Genomic DNA, 15,652 nt, shown 5'->3' with positions numbered 1-15,652 from the left:
CCACTTAATGCCAATTTCTTCCATTCAGCCAAAGCATAAAAACAGATTGCTCACGCTTGGCTGATAGCTCATCTTCCCTTATGCAGCCTCTCACGCCCGCATAGATTCAAACAATCGGAAATAATCGGGAAAGGTTTTATTCACGCATTGCGGGTCGTTGATATACACCGGCACGCCGAGCAGGGAAACCAGCGAGAAGCACATGGCCATGCGGTGGTCGTCGTAGGTGTCGATACGGGCGTTGGCGGCCAGGCGGGGCGGCGGGGTGATGTGGATGGCTTCGGCTTCCTCTTCCACCCGTGCGCCGAGTTTGCGCAGTTCGGCGGCCATGGCGGCGATGCGGTCGGTTTCTTTCACGCGCCACGAGCCGATATTGCGCAGGCTGCAACGTGCGCCGGAAGCCAGTGCCACTACGGCCAGGGTCATTGCCGCATCGGGGATGTGGTTGGCATCCAAATAAAAGGGGCGGATGCGCTGGCCGGGGCGGCGGGCTACCTGAATATAATTTTCGCCCCACTCCACGGCGGCGCCGATTTTTTCCAGCTCGACGGCAAACGCAGTGTCGCCCTGGATGCTGTGCCGCCCGATACCGTACACGCGCACGGGGGCGGCGGCAAGCAGGCCGGCGGCAAGGAAATAGGACGCTCCGGAGGCATCACCTTCCACATGAAGGGTAGCCGGGGCGTGGTAGCGGGCACTTTCAGGTAACCTGAACAGGCAGTGGCTGTCGTGGGCTACCTGAACGCCGAATTGCGCCATCAGTTTGAGCGTGATGTCGATATAGGGTTTGGAAATCAGCTCGCCCTGTACTTCGATTTCGTACGCTTGGCCGGTGAGCGGCAAGGCCATCAAAAGGGCGGTGAGGAATTGGCTGGACACGTTGCCGCGCACGGTAATGCGGCTCTGGCCGTCGGCCTGCCGCTCACCGATGTGCAGCGGCGGATAGCCTGCCTGGCCTTCGTAGTGAATGCTCGCCCCGGCTTGGCGCAGGGCATCGACCAAATCGCCGATGGGGCGTTCGTGCATCCGCGCCACGCCGTGCAGATGATAATCGCCGCCAAGCAGAGCCAGGGCGGCGGTAAGCGGGCGGAAGGCGGTGCCGGCGTTGCCGAGGAACAAATCGGCCTGCCGCTGCGAGAAACGGCCGCCGCAGCCGTGTACGGTGTAGCTGCCGCCACCATGATGTTCGATGCAGACACCGAGACTTTGCAGCGCGGCGAGCATGTGACGGGTATCATCGGCATCGAGCAGGTTGTCGATGCGGCAAGCGTTGTCGGACAGGGCGGCCAACAGCAGGGTACGGTTGCTGATGCTTTTGGAGCCGGGCAGCGTGATGGCGGCGGGTCGCAGGCGGGCGGCGGGGAGGTAGAGGGAATCGGTCATGATGGGATGGGCTTGGGATAGAGAGGGAGGCTGGCTGCAAACAGGCAGCGGGTTTTATAGTGGAATGGCTGCTTTCAGGTAGCCTTTCGTGTTTGCGGGCTACCTGAAATTTTGGCGGATTTCTTTTTCAGGTAGCCTCTTTTTTGGCCTAAAGGCTACCTGAAACAACCGCCCTACTCTGCTGCCGCCATTTCCAGCATTTCGGCGGCATGGCGGCGGGTGGTGTCGGTGAGGGTTTCGCCGCCGAGCATGCGGGCGATTTCTTCAACGCGCGCACTGCCTTCGAGATCACGGATGGTGCTCACGGTTTGGCCACCGCCGCTGTGTTTGCTCACCTGCCAATGCTGCGCGCCGCAGGCGGCCACTTGCGGCAGGTGGGTCACGGCGAGCACTTGGTGTTGCCGACCCAACGTGCGTAGGGCGCGGCCGACGGTTTCGGCTACGCCTCCGCCTATGCCGCTGTCTACTTCGTCAAAAATCAGGGTGGGAATTTGCGTATATTGGCTGGCGGTGACCTGCAAGGCTAGGCTGATGCGGGCCAGTTCTCCGCCGGAGGCCACTTTGTTCAGCGGCCGCAAAGGGCTGCCTTGGTTGGCGGCTACCTGAAACTGCACCTGCTCCAGCCCGTATGCCTGCGCTTCGCACGGAATGAGCTCGATGTGGAAACGTGCGCCGCGCATGGAAAGCTGCTGCATGTGTTCGGTAGTTTCTTCGGCCAGTTTGGCGGCGGCCTGCTGCCTTTGGGCAGACAGCTCGCGCGCAGGCTGCAAATAAGCGGCTTCGGCCAGGCGCACTTGTTCGCGTAGGGCTTCGATGTCGGCGGCAGCTTCGGAATCAGCCAAATCCTGCTGTAGCTGTACCAGGCGGGCGGGCAGTTCTTCGGGCTCGATACGGTGGCGGCGGGCGGCAGACATCAGTTCGGCCATGCGCTCTTCCTGCGCGGCTAATTCGGCGGGGTTGATTTCGGCACGGGCAGCCACGCTGTGCATGTGGCTGCCGATTTCGCCCAACTCGGCTTCGATGCTGTCGAGCATAGCCAGGCTTTCGGCAAAACGCGGTTCGATGCCGGAGAGGCTTTCCAGCTGGCGGCGGCAGCGCCCGGCCAGGCTGTGCAGGCCGTTGTCGCCATCGATGTGTGCGGCCACTTCTTCGGCAGCCTGCAACAGCTCGGCGGCGTGCGCCAGGCTGTCGTAGCTTTGCGAAAGCTGCGCCCATTCGCCTTCCACCGGAGCGAGTTTTTCCATTTCGCCCACCTGCCAAGCCAACCGTTCGCGCTCTTCGGCCAAACGCTCGCCCTCGGCTTCGGCGGTGGCCAAATCTTCTTGTGCCTGCCGCCATTGCCGATAAGCGGCTTGCACTTGCTCAGCCAAAGGTTTGCTGCCGGCAAAAGCATCCAGCAGATCGCGCTGCACGGCTTCGCTGTTGAGTGAGTGGTGCGCGCTTTGGCCGTGGATGTCCACCAGGCGGCTGCCGATTTGGCGCAGTTGGGCTAGGGTGGCGGCCTGATTGTTGATGAAGCTGCGGCTGCGGCCTTTACTGTCGATGGTGCGGCGGATGGAAAGCTCAACTTCGTCTGTACCAAGCAGGCCTTGTTCGCAGAGTTCGGCACGCAATTTGGGCAGATCGCTCAAATCAAACAGGGCAGACAGCTGCGCTTCGGGGCAGCCGTGGCGGATCTGGCTGTAGTCGGCCTTATCGCCGAGCAGCAGGCTGAGCGCATCGAGCGTGATGGATTTGCCGGCGCCGGTTTCGCCAGTAAGCACGGTAAAGCCGGGCTGGAAATCCAGATGGAGTTGCTCAACAATCACAAAATCGCGCAAAGAGAGGGCAAGCAGCATGGCGTTCTCGAAAGGAAAGGGTGAGGCGGATTATATAACAAGCTACCTGAAAACCGAGAGGCTACCTGAAAACGGTTTTTCAGGTAGCCTTTTGCTGTGCATAGTGGAATTACAGCAGTGCGTCTACAAACTCGCGGGCGTTGAACGGGCGCAAATCGTCGATGCCTTCGCCCACGCCGATAAAACGCACCGGCACGGGGCGACGGCTGGCCAATGCAGCCAGCACGCCGCCTTTGGCCGTACCGTCGAGCTTGGTCACGATGAGGCCGGTGAGCCCCAGCGCGTCATCGAAGGCAATCACTTGGTTCACGGCATTCTGGCCGATATTGGCATCCAGCACCACCACGATTTCGTGCGGCGCGTCGGGCATGGATTTCTGCAACACACGTTTCACTTTTTTGATTTCTTCCATCAAATGGGTTTGCGTGGGCAAACGACCAGCCGTATCGGCCAGCACGATGTCGATACCGCGCGCCTTGGCGGCTTCCACGGCATCGAAGCAGACGGCGGCAGAGTCGCCGGACGCTTGGGAGATCACGGTAACACCGTTGCGCTCGCCCCATTCGGCCAGCTGCTCGCGGGCGGCGGCACGGAAAGTGTCGCCGGCGGCCAGCAGCACGCTTTTGCCCTGGGCTTGGAAATATTTGGCTAACTTGCCGATGGAAGTGGTTTTGCCCGCGCCGTTGATGCCGGCGAGCATAATCACAAACGGCCGTTTGTCTGCCGGTAAGGCCAGCGGCTGTTCCAGCGGTTTAATCAGCTCGTAGATGGCCTCTTTCAATGCCCCGCGCAGTTCTTCACCGTCTTTCAGGCCGCGCAGGCTCACGCGCTGGCGCACTTCTTCCATCAGATGCTCGGTGGCTTCAATGCCCATATCGCTGGTGAGCAGCACGGTTTCCAGCTCTTCATACAGGTCTTCGTCTATCTTGCCGCCGCCAAACACGCCGGCCAGCGATTTGGCCATTTGCTGGCGCGATTTACTCAAACCTTGCTTGAGGCGGGCCGCCCAGCCAAGCGAGATTGGCTGCTCTGAAACTGGCTCGACAGCGGCTTGGTCGATGTCGGTGCTTAATGGAGCAACTGATTCCGCCGCTGCCGGTTCACTGGATGCTGGCTCGTTGCTTGCCTGAGCATCAGAGTCGTGTTCATCAACTAAAGCAGCTGCTTCAGCTATAGCAACAGATGTTTTGCCCGTTGCTGGTTCTGCCACTTCCACCGCAGGCACGGCATCAGTGATTGTATCTGCCTGTGTTTCAACAGGGGATTGTTCGGCCAAAACTTCCGGTTGTGCGGGCGCTGCTTCAGCATCTGCTATTTCTGTGCTTGCGGGCTCGTATGCCGATGTTCCGGTGGCTAAATCAGTTAACTCCGATTCGGGCACAGCAATTTCAGCAGCAGGCGTTTGGGCAGCGGCTTGCTCTGCGGTTTCTGAGGCTGGTTGCGCCACAACCTCTTCGGTTTGCACTGCTTCTTCAACAGCCTGTACCAACTCGGCATCCTGTTGCGGAGCGGCAGGTTGCGCTTTGCGCTTTCTAAAAAATCCAAAAACCATCTGGTTGGTTATACTCCATAAACAAACCGGTTTACCAACCGGCAATGGAACAAAGGCTACCTGAAACAGATTGGCTGTATTTTCAGGTAGCCTGGCGTGCGGCACTCAGTGCGTATTGGAGAGGCGTTTAGCTGCTTTCCAAATCCACAATGCTGCGGGCTGCACGGCGGGCGTCGAGCAGAATCAAACCCAATTTAGCGCTTTCGCGGGCGGTTACTACCAATACAGTGTCTTCGCCGGCCTGAATCAGCAAGATGTAGCCATCGGTGCCTTTCACAATCACCTGCTCCAATTCGCCGCACAGCAGCTCTTTGGTAGTACGGTTACCCAAGGCCAGCAGAGCGGCAGACATCGCACCCACGCGATCCGGGTCGATATTGGCCTGGAGCATAGAAGCAATCGGCAGACCGTCACTAGAAATAACAGCGGAAGCGGTAATATCAACAGACGAACTGTTCAAATCGCTCAATACGGAAGAAACTAATTGTTGTTGCATATCGTGTTTTCCCAATAATTTAATCAGAATGTTTCAATTTGGTTCGCAGAATCAACGATTTGATACAGCGCCCGCACCAAAGATACAAATTCATCTTTATGCAACTGCGGCACGCCGCCGGTCACCAGGATAAATTTCAAATCACCGATATACAGCGGGAAGAAGGTCAGCTCGCTTTGGCCGGACGGATCACAAATGCCCACCGCGTTGTGGTAGATGTTCAGGTTATTCTTAATCAGAAGACTGTGCTGTTCATACAAACGCACGGCTTCACTAGCCAACACAGCGATTTCTTCAGCCGCTTCGTGGTTAAAACCAGAGCTGGAGAAATAGAAACCGTCTTGATCCACCAACAATGCTTTTTGCACATCAGAAAGGTGCATCAGGATATTGGGCAGGCCGGTACCGCTGAGTAAATCAGTTTTCTTGTCTGGCTCGTCTTCGCCATACAAAAATTCCAAACGCTGCATGCGATACAACAAGTTGAGTGCGGCATCAATATCGTTGGTTTGCGCCCAGCGCAATACATTTTCACGGCTAACGGTTTCCTGCTCACCAGCTTGTAGAATACCGCCCAATAGAGTACGGCTAGCGCTTTGGCCTTTATTGGAAACCGCATAATATGCGCCGGCAGGAGTTACTCGCGGGTATAGATTAGGCTGCAAAAGTAGTGTCGAATCCATTTTTATACCTCTAAACCAGGATCAATTGAATACAGCATAGCTGTAACCAGCTGTTTCACATCGTTTTCGTTACGAGCATCAATTTCAAATACTGGCACGTTCATGCCGTATTGCAACAGATATTTCTGGTATACCTCGATACCGGGCGTAGCTTTCAAATCCATCTTGGTTACACCCACTACCACTGGTGCGGTTTTGAGCAAGTCGCTGAATGAGTCCAAAAAGAACTTCAAATCTTTCAAAGGATTGGAACGGGTATTATCCAACAGCAACACCAAACCCATACTGCCTTGGCTCAAAATGTCCCACATGAAATCAAAACGTTCCTGCCCAGGCGTACCGTACAAATGCACTTTGGTTTTTTCATCCAAATGAATCACGCCATAGTCCATGGCCACAGTGGTGTGGCTTTTCATGGAGGTAGTCATATCAGATGCACGGGCATCGGTCTTAATCGGTGGGTCGTCTGACAGTGCAGCAATAGCGGTAGTTTTCCCCACGCCGACCGGGCCTGTAAAAATAATCTTATTCTCTGCCATGTTATATTCCTTTATCGGCCAATAATTTTATTCATCAAACGTTGCAGCAGTCCGCGCTGTTTCGGTACTTCTTCGTCGCCATCATCTTCATGCGATCTGGCATGGACTCTCTCCGGACGCTGTATAGTTTGCGTTTGTGCGGCAGCTCTAGCTTGCCCTGCTCCAGCAGCCTGAGGCTCAGCCTGCCCGGCCGATTCCACAATCAGATGGTCGGTAACATAGACTGCAGTGAGATAGTCAGCCAAATCTTTGTTATCGATAAGCATCAGCTTATGCAGGATAGTCAGGCTACCTGAAGCCTTGGTTAAGAAGGCAGATAGGCGCATTGATTCGGCAAGCGGGGCCAGACGGGTCAGGTTTGGCCAGTTGCGAACTTTGAACACTGTATTTTTATTGATTACTTTGGGGAAGCGGCCATTACCTGTCCAAATAGCCAGCTGCCACAGGCAAGCACTGATGGAGAGTTTAGCCTTGGCCTTCAAATGCTCTTCAGTAATTACTCGTGTCTGCAAATCAACAAACTTTTGCTCACACAAAGATTGCAGTGTTTCAGAATCGGTTGCTAGCAACACTTTCTGAACGGAGGGGAACACCAACAGCACAGGTTTACCATTGTGCATTACTGCCACATCGTTATCCTGCTTGGCTGCTTTGCGCACTTCGCCCAGCAAGCCGCTGTCTTCATCAAAATGTTCGATGGTGATGCTGGCAGAATGAGATTGTGTGGCTGCCGGTTCAGTCTCTTGTATTGCCTGTCTAGAAACAGGAGCCGCTGAGCTGCCACTACTACTAGCTACCCAGATACCATTACCCTGTTGCAAGTTCTTTAAGTTCAAAAACAGAGTATCGAACTTAATTGGTTTGGCTAAATAAGGAGCGGTTACCGGAGGCGGAGAACTGGAGAAATACACCACTTTCGCATCTGGAAACTGGTTTTTCGCATCTTTCCAAATCTCTACATCGGTATCGGCATCGGCCAATACCATATCCGGCTGAATGCCCTGCTCCACCGTAACCAGTTCATAATTGGTGATGCCGTGCATTTTGAATGCCATGCGGAACATCGCATATTGGCGCTCATCCATGCCCAACAGCATAATGTGAACCGTCTTCACTTGGGGGATTGCGTTATTAGTCATTTATTATGTCCGAACAGAACCGTAGTTGATTTTTTGTAGCAACTGGCTCATTGCCAATACTACCTCCTCTGGCGGATGCTGGATATTGGCACGTATCTTATGCAATACCTGCTCCAAGCGCTCCCACTCTTCCGCACGTTCGCAAATATCGAACAGCGTGATATACAGCTGCGATTCGCTGGGGTATTCCAAAATCGATTCTTCCAGCAAATTCATTGCTTCATCCAGCTGACCGTACATCAATAAAGATTCGATATCACGCAACACTTTTTCTGTCGGCGTCTGTTTTACGCTGACATCATCAGTACGGGTTCTAATAAGGGGTTTGCGGTGCGCTTTTTGGGTACTGGTGCCTCGATCCAAGAAACCGTTGGCAATCCCGATTTCGCGCAGTTGAGCCTCATTCGGATTAGCTTCCAACTGAGTAAAGATGGGGTGCTCGCCCAAATTGAGACCCCAGCCCAGCATTCTTTCTTTCACTTGGCGGCCATACGGGCCCAAGGTGTAGTAAAGCTGCCAAAGATGCTGTGCAAAGCGGTCGATATTTTGATTTTTATAGTCCAAGCTCAGCGCATCAATAATCAACGCTGCAGGTTTATTGGCTTGGCGGATGGCCTTATTGGCATAGCTGACTGCCGCATCGTAGACCAATCTGTCCTTCATCAATCGATAGCCGGATTCGGGTTCCATAAAGCCCATAAGCGCCGCTTTTTCCTCATCGTGCACAAGGATGGCACCAGCGTATTTGGCGTTGGTTACCAGCTCCTTGCGAGACTTGGCTGGTACCAAATCTGCCACCTTCTGTTCACTCTCGGCTTCTGCAACCGCACGACGGCTTTTCTGTTTGGTCTGTTTGCTTTGTGCCGGAGTATCCAGCCCGCTGCGTTCGCCGATTTCGGCAGAGGTTTGCTGTACACCCCAGCCCAGTACTTCTTCAGCCAACACACGTAGATTAAGGTTGTTTTTATCAACCGCCAAGCCTTGCTTGATGTAGTCCTCGGTTTGGGCTTTGGTGAGCAGGTTGCCGAACTGGCGTAAGGTTTCGGCCAATTCGTCCGGCTTTTTAGCATCCAGCCACAGTTGCACCAGCTCATTAACCAAGGTGCTGCGCATACCGTCGCTCACTGCTGCTGAGCCGGAAGTTAGATATTGAGACAGCGATTCGGCTGCTTTTTCATGATAACCAAATTGCTTATAGACTTTATATTCCGTGAGCGCATCAACTTCCTGCGCCACATTGACTGCTGCTTCTTCCGCTTCCACATCAGGCACAGCTTCCCAACCCCAGTCTTCGCTCACCTCAACCTCTTCAGGCTCAGATGGCGAGGCGGTTGCAGCTTGTCGAACAGCTGCCGGCGCCGACTTCTTACCGGCTGATCGAGCGGCAGCACGCTTATCTCTGCCTTTTTTCTCTTCATCAACAGCGGCTTTTGCTTGTTGTTTTTGGCGGCGCTGCACAAAAATCAAGCCTGCCAAAACCACCAATAGCGGAACTAGAATCGTCAGATCCATTTATCCCACCCTCCCTAAACATAATTGAATGAAAATATTCATCCTACTTCTCTTAACATCTTTCCAAACACAAATGTCGGAAATTTAGACTAAAGTATATATTAATTTACACGTTCTATTCAAACGGATTAATGAAACTCTCCGCTAAAAAGAATAGAGATTACACACTAACAGCGTACTTTTTCTCTGCCTAGCAGGTAACAATTGATGGGCAATTTCACGGCAACACCCCGTTAGGCAACAGCAGCCAAACATAGCCGGTCTGCTTCATACGGCCGGCCACTCTACCCGCCTCATCGCCATAACCCCAAAAAAAGTCCACACGCACCGCACCGTTGATAGCACTACCAGTGTCTTGCGCCATAATCAGGCGGTTGAGCGCATGGCCGGTTTCAGGATGCGCAGTGGCCAGAAACAGTGGTGCACCCAAAGTGATGAAGCGTTTATCAACTGCGCCGGAATAACCGCCGCTCAGCGGCACACCCAACGAACCAATCGGCCCGTCGTTGCCATCCGGCAGCTGGCGGAAAAACACATAACTGGGATTTTGGCCCAACACTTCAGCCAACTTATCCGGATGCGCACGCAACCAATCACGAATTTTCGGCATACTGGTTTGCGCCAGCGGCAGATAACCCTTATTGGCCATATAACGGCCGATAGAAATATAGGGGTGGTCGTTTTTATCGGCAAACCCTAAGCGGATATAGCGCCCGTCCGGCGTACGAATTCGGCCGGAGCCTTGGATATGCAGGAAAAACAATTCAACCGGATCATCGGCATAAGCCAACACCGGCGCACTGCCATTTACCGCACCGGCATTGATTTGCTCACGGGTGTAATACGGCACAAAACGGCTACCTGAAACTCGCCCTTTCAAAGATCGGCTTTTATCCCGACCAGGGAAGTCTGCTAGATTGGCCGTGTATTCACCATTGGCGGCAATTTGGCCACTGTTGCGACCGGTGAGGTGGATTCGTACTGTTCCCGATTGCGGCGCACCGGCCAGCGGCACAGTAACCAAATCAGCGGGTAAGCCATAAATTGGGAAGCGCGCCTGCGCAGTTTGCCGCGCACTACCGTGCAACACCGGCTCGTAGTAACCGGTTATCGTACCGCCCAACTGCCCGTTGTGGCTCACTTCCCACGGAGTGAAATATTGCTCGAAAAACTGCCTAGCCGCCGCAGACTGACTGCCCACCCTGTCGGCCTGGGCACACACATTCTGCCATTGCGGCTTGTTCTTCAAAGCAGTACAGCTTTTGCGAAACGCATTCAAGCTAGCCGCAAAATCCTGTTGCGGCCACTGCGGCAAAGCAGCAAACGACACCGCCTTATACCCTGCCGGGCTACCTGAAACCCGATGCTGATAGCCTTCTGCATAACGCTGCCCGGGCGGCAAAGCCGGCATACCGCTGACACCGATGCCAGAGGGCTTGGGCCGACTATGAAAAAAACAGCCGCCCAGCAACAATGCCGACACCAACAGCCAGCCGTTACGAGAAGAAAGAAATTTTCCTGCCATTTCAGTTTTCATTCCATGAAGTTGAATTTATACCACTGAAAGAAATCGATAAATAATATATAAACATTGCCGCCCGTCCCGCGCCGCTTCCAGTGCATTCCAGCCAACTCCTGCCCGTTTACGGCGGCCGCAGGCGCAAACTGGCAGAATTTAACCACCCACCCCAGCCGCCGGGCAAATCATTTTACAAGTACAAACATTTCGTCCGCTGCCGCATCGGCTACAATATCGTTTTTCGCCTTTCCATTTTTCAGGTAGCCTTTCATGAGCCGCAAAAGCGCCGTATCCCCGATGATGCAGCAGTATCTCGAGATCAAAGCCCAGCACACCGACAAACTGCTGTTCTACCGCATGGGCGACTTCTACGAGCTCTTCTTCACCGATGCCGAAGAAGCTGCCCGCTTGCTCGACATCACCCTCACCACCCGCGGCCAAATCAACGGCGAGCCCATCAAAATGGCCGGAGTGCCACACCACGCGGCCGAGCAATACTTGGCCAAACTGGTCAAACTCGGCCGCAGCGTGGCCATTTGCGAGCAAGTAGGCGAAGTGGGCGTTGGCAAAGGCCCAGTGGCGCGAGAAGTGGTTCGCATCATCACCCCCGGCACGCTCACCGATGCCGCCCTGTTGGAAGACAAAGAAACCAACCGCATCACCGCCGTGGCTTGGAACGGCAAGGCCAAGCAGCCGGTTGGCCTCGCCTGGGCCTCCCTGCAAAGCGGCGAATTCAAAGCCAAAATCATCGCCCCGGCCCAACTGCCCGACGAACTCGCCCGCTTGCAGGCCGCCGAAGTATTGTTGCCTGACCAAGCCGCCGCTAAACTGAGGCTACCTGAAAACTGCAACCCCACCCGCCTGCACGACTGGCAATTCGCCCCCGACAGCGCCCACACTCTGCTCACCGACTACTTCGGCTGCCAAGACCTGCTCGGCTTCGGCCTCCAATCCGGCGAACACGATCCCGCCATCGGCGCCGCCGGCGCCCTGCTCAACTACATCCGCCACACCCAATCCCAGCTGCCGCGCCACCTCGACAACCTCAGCCTCGAAACCGAACAACAATACATCGGCATGGATGCCGCCACCCGTCGCAACCTCGAAATCACCGCCACCCTGTCCGGCAAAAAAGAGCCCACCCTCTTTTCCACCCTCGACCGCTGCGCTGGCAACATGGGCAGCCGCCTGCTCGCCCAATGGCTGCACAACCCGCTGCGCAACCGCGAACACATCCGCGCCCGTCAAGAAGCCGTATCCGCCCTGCAAAACGATTATTCCGCCCTGCAAGACTACCTGAAAACCATCGCCGACATCGAACGCATCGCCGCCCGCATCGCCGTAGGCTCCGCCCGCCCGCGCGACCTCTCCGGCCTGCGCGACAGCTTATTTACCCTCACCCGACTCAGGCTACCTGAAAGCAGCCTGCTCAATACCCTGGCCGACATCTTCCCGCAAGGTGCCGATATTGCCGAGAAGCTGCAAAAGGCCATCCTGCCCGAGCCCGCCGTGTGGCTGCGCGACGGCGGCGTGATCAACCACGGCTTTTCCGCCGAGCTCGACGAATTGCGCCGCATCCAAAACCACGGCAGCGACTTCCTGCTCGAACTCGAAGCGCGCGAACGCGAGCGCACCGGCCTTTCCACCCTCAAAGTCGAATACAACCGCGTGCACGGCTTCTACATCGAGCTTTCCAAAATTCAAGCTGCCGAAGCCCCCGCCGACTACCAGCGCCGCCAAACCCTGAAAAACGCCGAACGCTTCATCACCTCCGAGCTCAAAACCTTCGAAGACAAGGTGCTCAATGCCCAAGAGCACGCCCTCGCCCTCGAAAAACGCCTCTACGACAGCCTGCTGCAAGAGCTCCAGCAGCAACTGCCCCTGCTGCAACGTACCGCCAAAGCCGCTGCCGCGCTGGATGTACTCTGCTGTTTCGCCCACTTTGCCGCCGAACACGATTACCACGCCCCCCAGTTTACCGACTATCCCGGCATCGAAATCGACAACGGCCGCCATCCCGTGGTTGAAGGCCAAGTGCCGCACTTCACCCCCAACCACACCCGCCTCGACCACAAACACCGCCTCATGCTGCTCACCGGCCCCAATATGGGTGGCAAATCCACCTATATGCGCCAAGTCGCCCACATCGTTTTGCTCGCCCACACCGGCAGCTTCGTGCCCGCCGAAGCCGCCCGCATCGGCCAAATCGACCAAATTTTCACCCGCATCGGCGCCTCCGACGACCTCGCCGCCAACCGCTCCACCTTCATGGTGGAAATGAGCGAAACCGCCTACATCCTGCGCCACGCCACCGAGCAATCCCTAGTGCTCATGGACGAAGTCGGCCGCGGCACCTCCACCTTCGACGGCCTCGCCCTCGCCCAGGCCGTGGCCGAACATTTAATCCAAAAAAACCAATCTTTCAGCCTGTTTGCCACTCACTATTTCGAGCTCACCCTCCTGCCCGAGCAACACAGTGCCGCCGTCAATATGCACCTCTCCGCCTTAGAAGAAGGGCAAGATATCGTCTTCCTACACCACATCGAGCCCGGCCCGGCCGAAAAAAGCTACGGCATCGCCGTAGCCAAACTCGCCGGCCTGCCCGCCCCCGCCCTCAAAGCCGCGCAGAAACACCTCGAACAGCTCGAAGCCCAGGCCGCCGCCCACCGCCCACAGATGGATATGTTCAGCCTGCCAGAAGATGCAGTGCCCGAACACAGCCCGGCCGAGCCCGTCCCGCCGGCCGCCCACCCCCTGCTGCAAGAGCTCGCCGCGCTGCACCCCGACGAACTTACCCCGCGCCAAGCCCTCGAGCTGCTGTATCAACTGCAAAAACAGGCTGCCACTGCACAAGAGGCTACCTGAAAGCGGAGCTGCACCCCCCCAACGCCAACTACCGACACAGCTAAAAGCAGCGTCGCTGTTTTTCAGGTAGCCCCAAGCCGCGAAAAGCTGCCTGAAAATGCTGTATTGGTTTCAGGTAGACTTGCCACAAAATGCTGTCTGAAAACGTAATAATTTGTAGATTTCCAGTAAAACGGCGATAATACAGCCGTTTTCGAACACGAAAGCCCTCAGTGTCAATTTAATAATCGTAAGGACTTTAACTATGAAACAACGCTTACTCGCTTTAGCCCTCATTTCCGTATTGGCAGCCTGCGGCGGCCAAGCTCAATCCGCCGCAGCCAGCGGCGCACAAACCGCTGCTACCGCACCTGCTCTCGATTCTGTATTGGCCGAACCTAAAGTAGGCGACCTCTACGCTGCAAAACTCAGCTCTTTCTCCGACCAAGGTTTCGGTCAAAACGGCAAGGAGCAATCCGTGGCCTACGGTCTGATGAAAGTAGTGGAAGTACAATCCAACCACATCATCGTGATCACCGAAGATGCCGCTTGGGAAGTGCCTGAAGGCGCCAAACAAGACCTGAACGGCGACCTCTCCAACATCACTTGGGACGAATCCGAACGCATCCAAATCAAACGCGACGAACTGCCCCAAATGGTGGCTGACGGCCGAATCGTAGAAACCCGCCGCCTCGACAAATAATCCGTTCCGCATATGATTAAAGGCTACCTGAAAACTTTCAGGTAGCCTTTTCCATTGCCCAACATCCCATCCACTACCGCCTGGTTAAGTCACTTGCGATACAAGCCGATGCCCTGCATACAGCAGGCGCAATTCAGCACAGCGAAACCAAGCCGCACGAGAGTGAAGATAATTCGCGATAGCGATATAATCCTTATCACTACCGCCACACATCAGCGGCAACTTCATTCCAACCATCCCAAAGGCATCCCTCATGGCAGCCACCAAGCTCAACAAAATCACCTGCATTACCGACCTCCAGCGCATCGCCCGGCACAAAGTGCCCAAAATGTTCTACGACTACGCCGACACCGGCTCGTGGACCGAATCCACCTACCGCGCCAACGAAGCCGATTTCCAATCCATCCTGTTCCGCCAGCGCGTGCTGGTAAATATGGAAAACCGCAGCCTCGAGAGCAAAATGATCGGGCAAACCGTGACAATGCCGCTCGCCCTCGCCCCCGTCGGCCTCACCGGCATGCAGCATGCCGACGGCGAAATCCTCGCCGCCCGCGCCGCCGCCAAATTCGGCGTGCCCTATATCCTCTCCACCATGAGCATCTGCTCTATCGAAGACGTGGCCGCCAACAGCCCCGAGCCCTTCTGGTTTCAGCTTTATGTGATGCGCGACCGCGAATTCATGCGCGACCTCATCCGCCGCGCCAAAGCCGCCCAATGCTCCGCCCTCGTGCTCACTGCCGATTTGCAGGTGCTCGGCCAGCGCCATAAAGACATCAAAAACGGCCTCTCCACCCCGCCCAAGCCCACCCTGATGAACCTGCTCAACCTCGCCACCAAGCCCGAATGGGGCTTAGGTATGCTCAACACCCAGCGGCGCGGCTTCGGCAACATCGAAGGCCACGTTAAAGGCGTGAGCGACATGAGCTCCCTCTCCGCCTGGACGGCCGAGCAATTCGACCCGAGCTTAAGCTGGGACGACGTCGCCCGCATCAAAGACGAATGGGGCGGCAAACTCATCATCAAAGGCATCATGGAGCCGGAAGACGCCGAAGCGGCGGTGAAAAGCGGCGCGGATGCCATCGTGGTATCTAACCACGGCGGCCGCCAGCTCGACGGCGCCCCCTCCTCCATCCGCGCCCTGCCCCGCATCGTTTCCGCCGTCGGAAACGATATCGAAGTGTGGATGGACGGCGGCATCCGCAGCGGCCAAGACATCCTGCGCGCTTGGGCATTGGGCGCGCGCGGCGTACTCATCGGCCGCGCCTACATCTACGGGCTAGGTGCCTACGGCGAAGCAGGCGTCACCCGCGCGCTGGAAATCCTCTACAACGAAATGGACATCACCATGGCCTTCACCGGCCACCGCAATATCCAAACCGTTACCCGCGATATTTTGGTGGAAGGCACATACTAACGCCCCTTGCCCTGTACTATAATTCAGGCT

Annotated in this window: 12 protein-coding genes; 3 read left to right on the top strand and 9 right to left on the bottom strand. The window is 56.0% G+C overall.

The window, feature by feature from the left end:
• Positions 1–90: 90 nt before the first annotated feature.
• The 9 genes from aroA to mltA all read right to left on the bottom strand — a co-directional run bounded on the left by aroA (position 91) and on the right by mltA (position 10,667).
• The gene (aroA, locus tag ACO6EE_RS01805; protein WP_485958804.1) at positions 91–1,383 is read right to left on the bottom strand and encodes a 3-phosphoshikimate 1-carboxyvinyltransferase; all 1,293 of its coding nucleotides are present in this window, start codon (positions 1,381–1,383) and stop codon (positions 91–93) included.
• Positions 1,384–1,556: 173 nt separating this feature from the next.
• A complete protein-coding gene (recN, locus tag ACO6EE_RS01800; RefSeq protein WP_485958802.1) occupies positions 1,557–3,221 on the bottom strand; it encodes a DNA repair protein RecN in 1,665 nt (554 codons plus the stop codon).
• A 109-nt stretch (positions 3,222–3,330) separates the two neighbouring features.
• Entirely contained in the window at positions 3,331–4,773 is a 1,443-nt protein-coding gene (ftsY, locus tag ACO6EE_RS01795; protein WP_485958801.1) for a signal recognition particle-docking protein FtsY, read from the bottom strand.
• A gap of 127 nt (positions 4,774–4,900) precedes the next feature.
• On the bottom strand, positions 4,901–5,269 hold the full coding sequence (locus ACO6EE_RS01790) for a roadblock/LC7 domain-containing protein (RefSeq protein ID WP_064089949.1): 369 nt from the start codon (positions 5,267–5,269) through the stop codon (positions 4,901–4,903).
• Positions 5,270–5,292: 23 nt separating this feature from the next.
• Entirely contained in the window at positions 5,293–5,952 is a 660-nt protein-coding gene (locus ACO6EE_RS01785; RefSeq protein WP_003824087.1) for a roadblock/LC7 domain-containing protein, read from the bottom strand.
• Positions 5,953–5,954: 2 nt separating this feature from the next.
• Positions 5,955–6,491 (bottom strand): GTP-binding protein, encoded by a 537-nt coding sequence (locus tag ACO6EE_RS01780; protein ID WP_003824085.1) that lies wholly within the window; start codon positions 6,489–6,491, stop codon positions 5,955–5,957.
• 11 nt (positions 6,492–6,502) lie between these two features.
• Positions 6,503–7,630 (bottom strand): hypothetical protein, encoded by a 1,128-nt coding sequence (locus tag ACO6EE_RS01775; RefSeq protein WP_485958799.1) that lies wholly within the window; start codon positions 7,628–7,630, stop codon positions 6,503–6,505.
• A gap of 3 nt (positions 7,631–7,633) precedes the next feature.
• Positions 7,634–9,142, bottom strand: coding sequence for a hypothetical protein (locus tag ACO6EE_RS01770; protein ID WP_485958798.1), 1,509 nt, complete (start codon positions 9,140–9,142; stop codon positions 7,634–7,636).
• A 217-nt stretch (positions 9,143–9,359) separates the two neighbouring features.
• Positions 9,360–10,667, bottom strand: coding sequence for a murein transglycosylase A (gene mltA, locus ACO6EE_RS01765; RefSeq protein ID WP_485958797.1), 1,308 nt, complete (start codon positions 10,665–10,667; stop codon positions 9,360–9,362).
• A 264-nt stretch (positions 10,668–10,931) separates the two neighbouring features.
• Here mltA and mutS point away from each other — a divergent pair, with 264 nt between their 5' ends.
• The 3 genes from mutS to ACO6EE_RS01750 all read left to right on the top strand — a co-directional run bounded on the left by mutS (position 10,932) and on the right by ACO6EE_RS01750 (position 15,622).
• Positions 10,932–13,526: a DNA mismatch repair protein MutS gene (gene mutS / locus ACO6EE_RS01760; protein ID WP_485958796.1), complete on the top strand. Its 2,595-nt coding sequence runs from the start codon at positions 10,932–10,934 to the stop codon at positions 13,524–13,526.
• Between the two features lie 244 nt (positions 13,527–13,770).
• Positions 13,771–14,208 (top strand): hypothetical protein, encoded by a 438-nt coding sequence (locus ACO6EE_RS01755; protein ID WP_485958795.1) that lies wholly within the window; start codon positions 13,771–13,773, stop codon positions 14,206–14,208.
• A 253-nt stretch (positions 14,209–14,461) separates the two neighbouring features.
• Positions 14,462–15,622, top strand: a complete 1,161-nt coding sequence (locus tag ACO6EE_RS01750; RefSeq protein WP_485958794.1) for an alpha-hydroxy acid oxidase — start codon at positions 14,462–14,464, stop codon at positions 15,620–15,622.
• Positions 15,623–15,652 lie beyond the last annotated feature (30 nt).

The organism is Eikenella sp. (genome assembly GCF_057315495.1).
This window is presented reverse-complemented; position numbering and strand designations above follow the sequence as displayed.

Bases quoted from the DNA above. Each gene is read 5' to 3' on its own strand.
- aroA (WP_485958804.1), bottom strand. From the start codon at position 1,383: ATGACCGATTCCCTCTACCTCCCCGCCGCCCGCCTGCGACCCGCCGCC.
- recN (WP_485958802.1), bottom strand. From the start codon at position 3,221: ATGCTGCTTGCCCTCTCTTTGCGCGATTTTGTGATTGTTGAGCAACTC.
- ftsY (WP_485958801.1), bottom strand. From the start codon at position 4,773: ATGGTTTTTGGATTTTTTAGAAAGCGCAAAGCGCAACCTGCCGCTCCG.
- ACO6EE_RS01790 (WP_064089949.1), bottom strand. From the start codon at position 5,269: ATGCAACAACAATTAGTTTCTTCCGTATTGAGCGATTTGAACAGTTCG.
- ACO6EE_RS01785 (WP_003824087.1), bottom strand. From the start codon at position 5,952: ATGGATTCGACACTACTTTTGCAGCCTAATCTATACCCGCGAGTAACT.
- ACO6EE_RS01780 (WP_003824085.1), bottom strand. From the start codon at position 6,491: ATGGCAGAGAATAAGATTATTTTTACAGGCCCGGTCGGCGTGGGGAAA.
- ACO6EE_RS01775 (WP_485958799.1), bottom strand. From the start codon at position 7,630: ATGACTAATAACGCAATCCCCCAAGTGAAGACGGTTCACATTATGCTG.
- ACO6EE_RS01770 (WP_485958798.1), bottom strand. From the start codon at position 9,142: ATGGATCTGACGATTCTAGTTCCGCTATTGGTGGTTTTGGCAGGCTTG.
- mltA (WP_485958797.1), bottom strand. From the start codon at position 10,667: ATGGCAGGAAAATTTCTTTCTTCTCGTAACGGCTGGCTGTTGGTGTCG.
- mutS (WP_485958796.1), top strand. From the start codon at position 10,932: ATGAGCCGCAAAAGCGCCGTATCCCCGATGATGCAGCAGTATCTCGAG.
- ACO6EE_RS01755 (WP_485958795.1), top strand. From the start codon at position 13,771: ATGAAACAACGCTTACTCGCTTTAGCCCTCATTTCCGTATTGGCAGCC.
- ACO6EE_RS01750 (WP_485958794.1), top strand. From the start codon at position 14,462: ATGGCAGCCACCAAGCTCAACAAAATCACCTGCATTACCGACCTCCAG.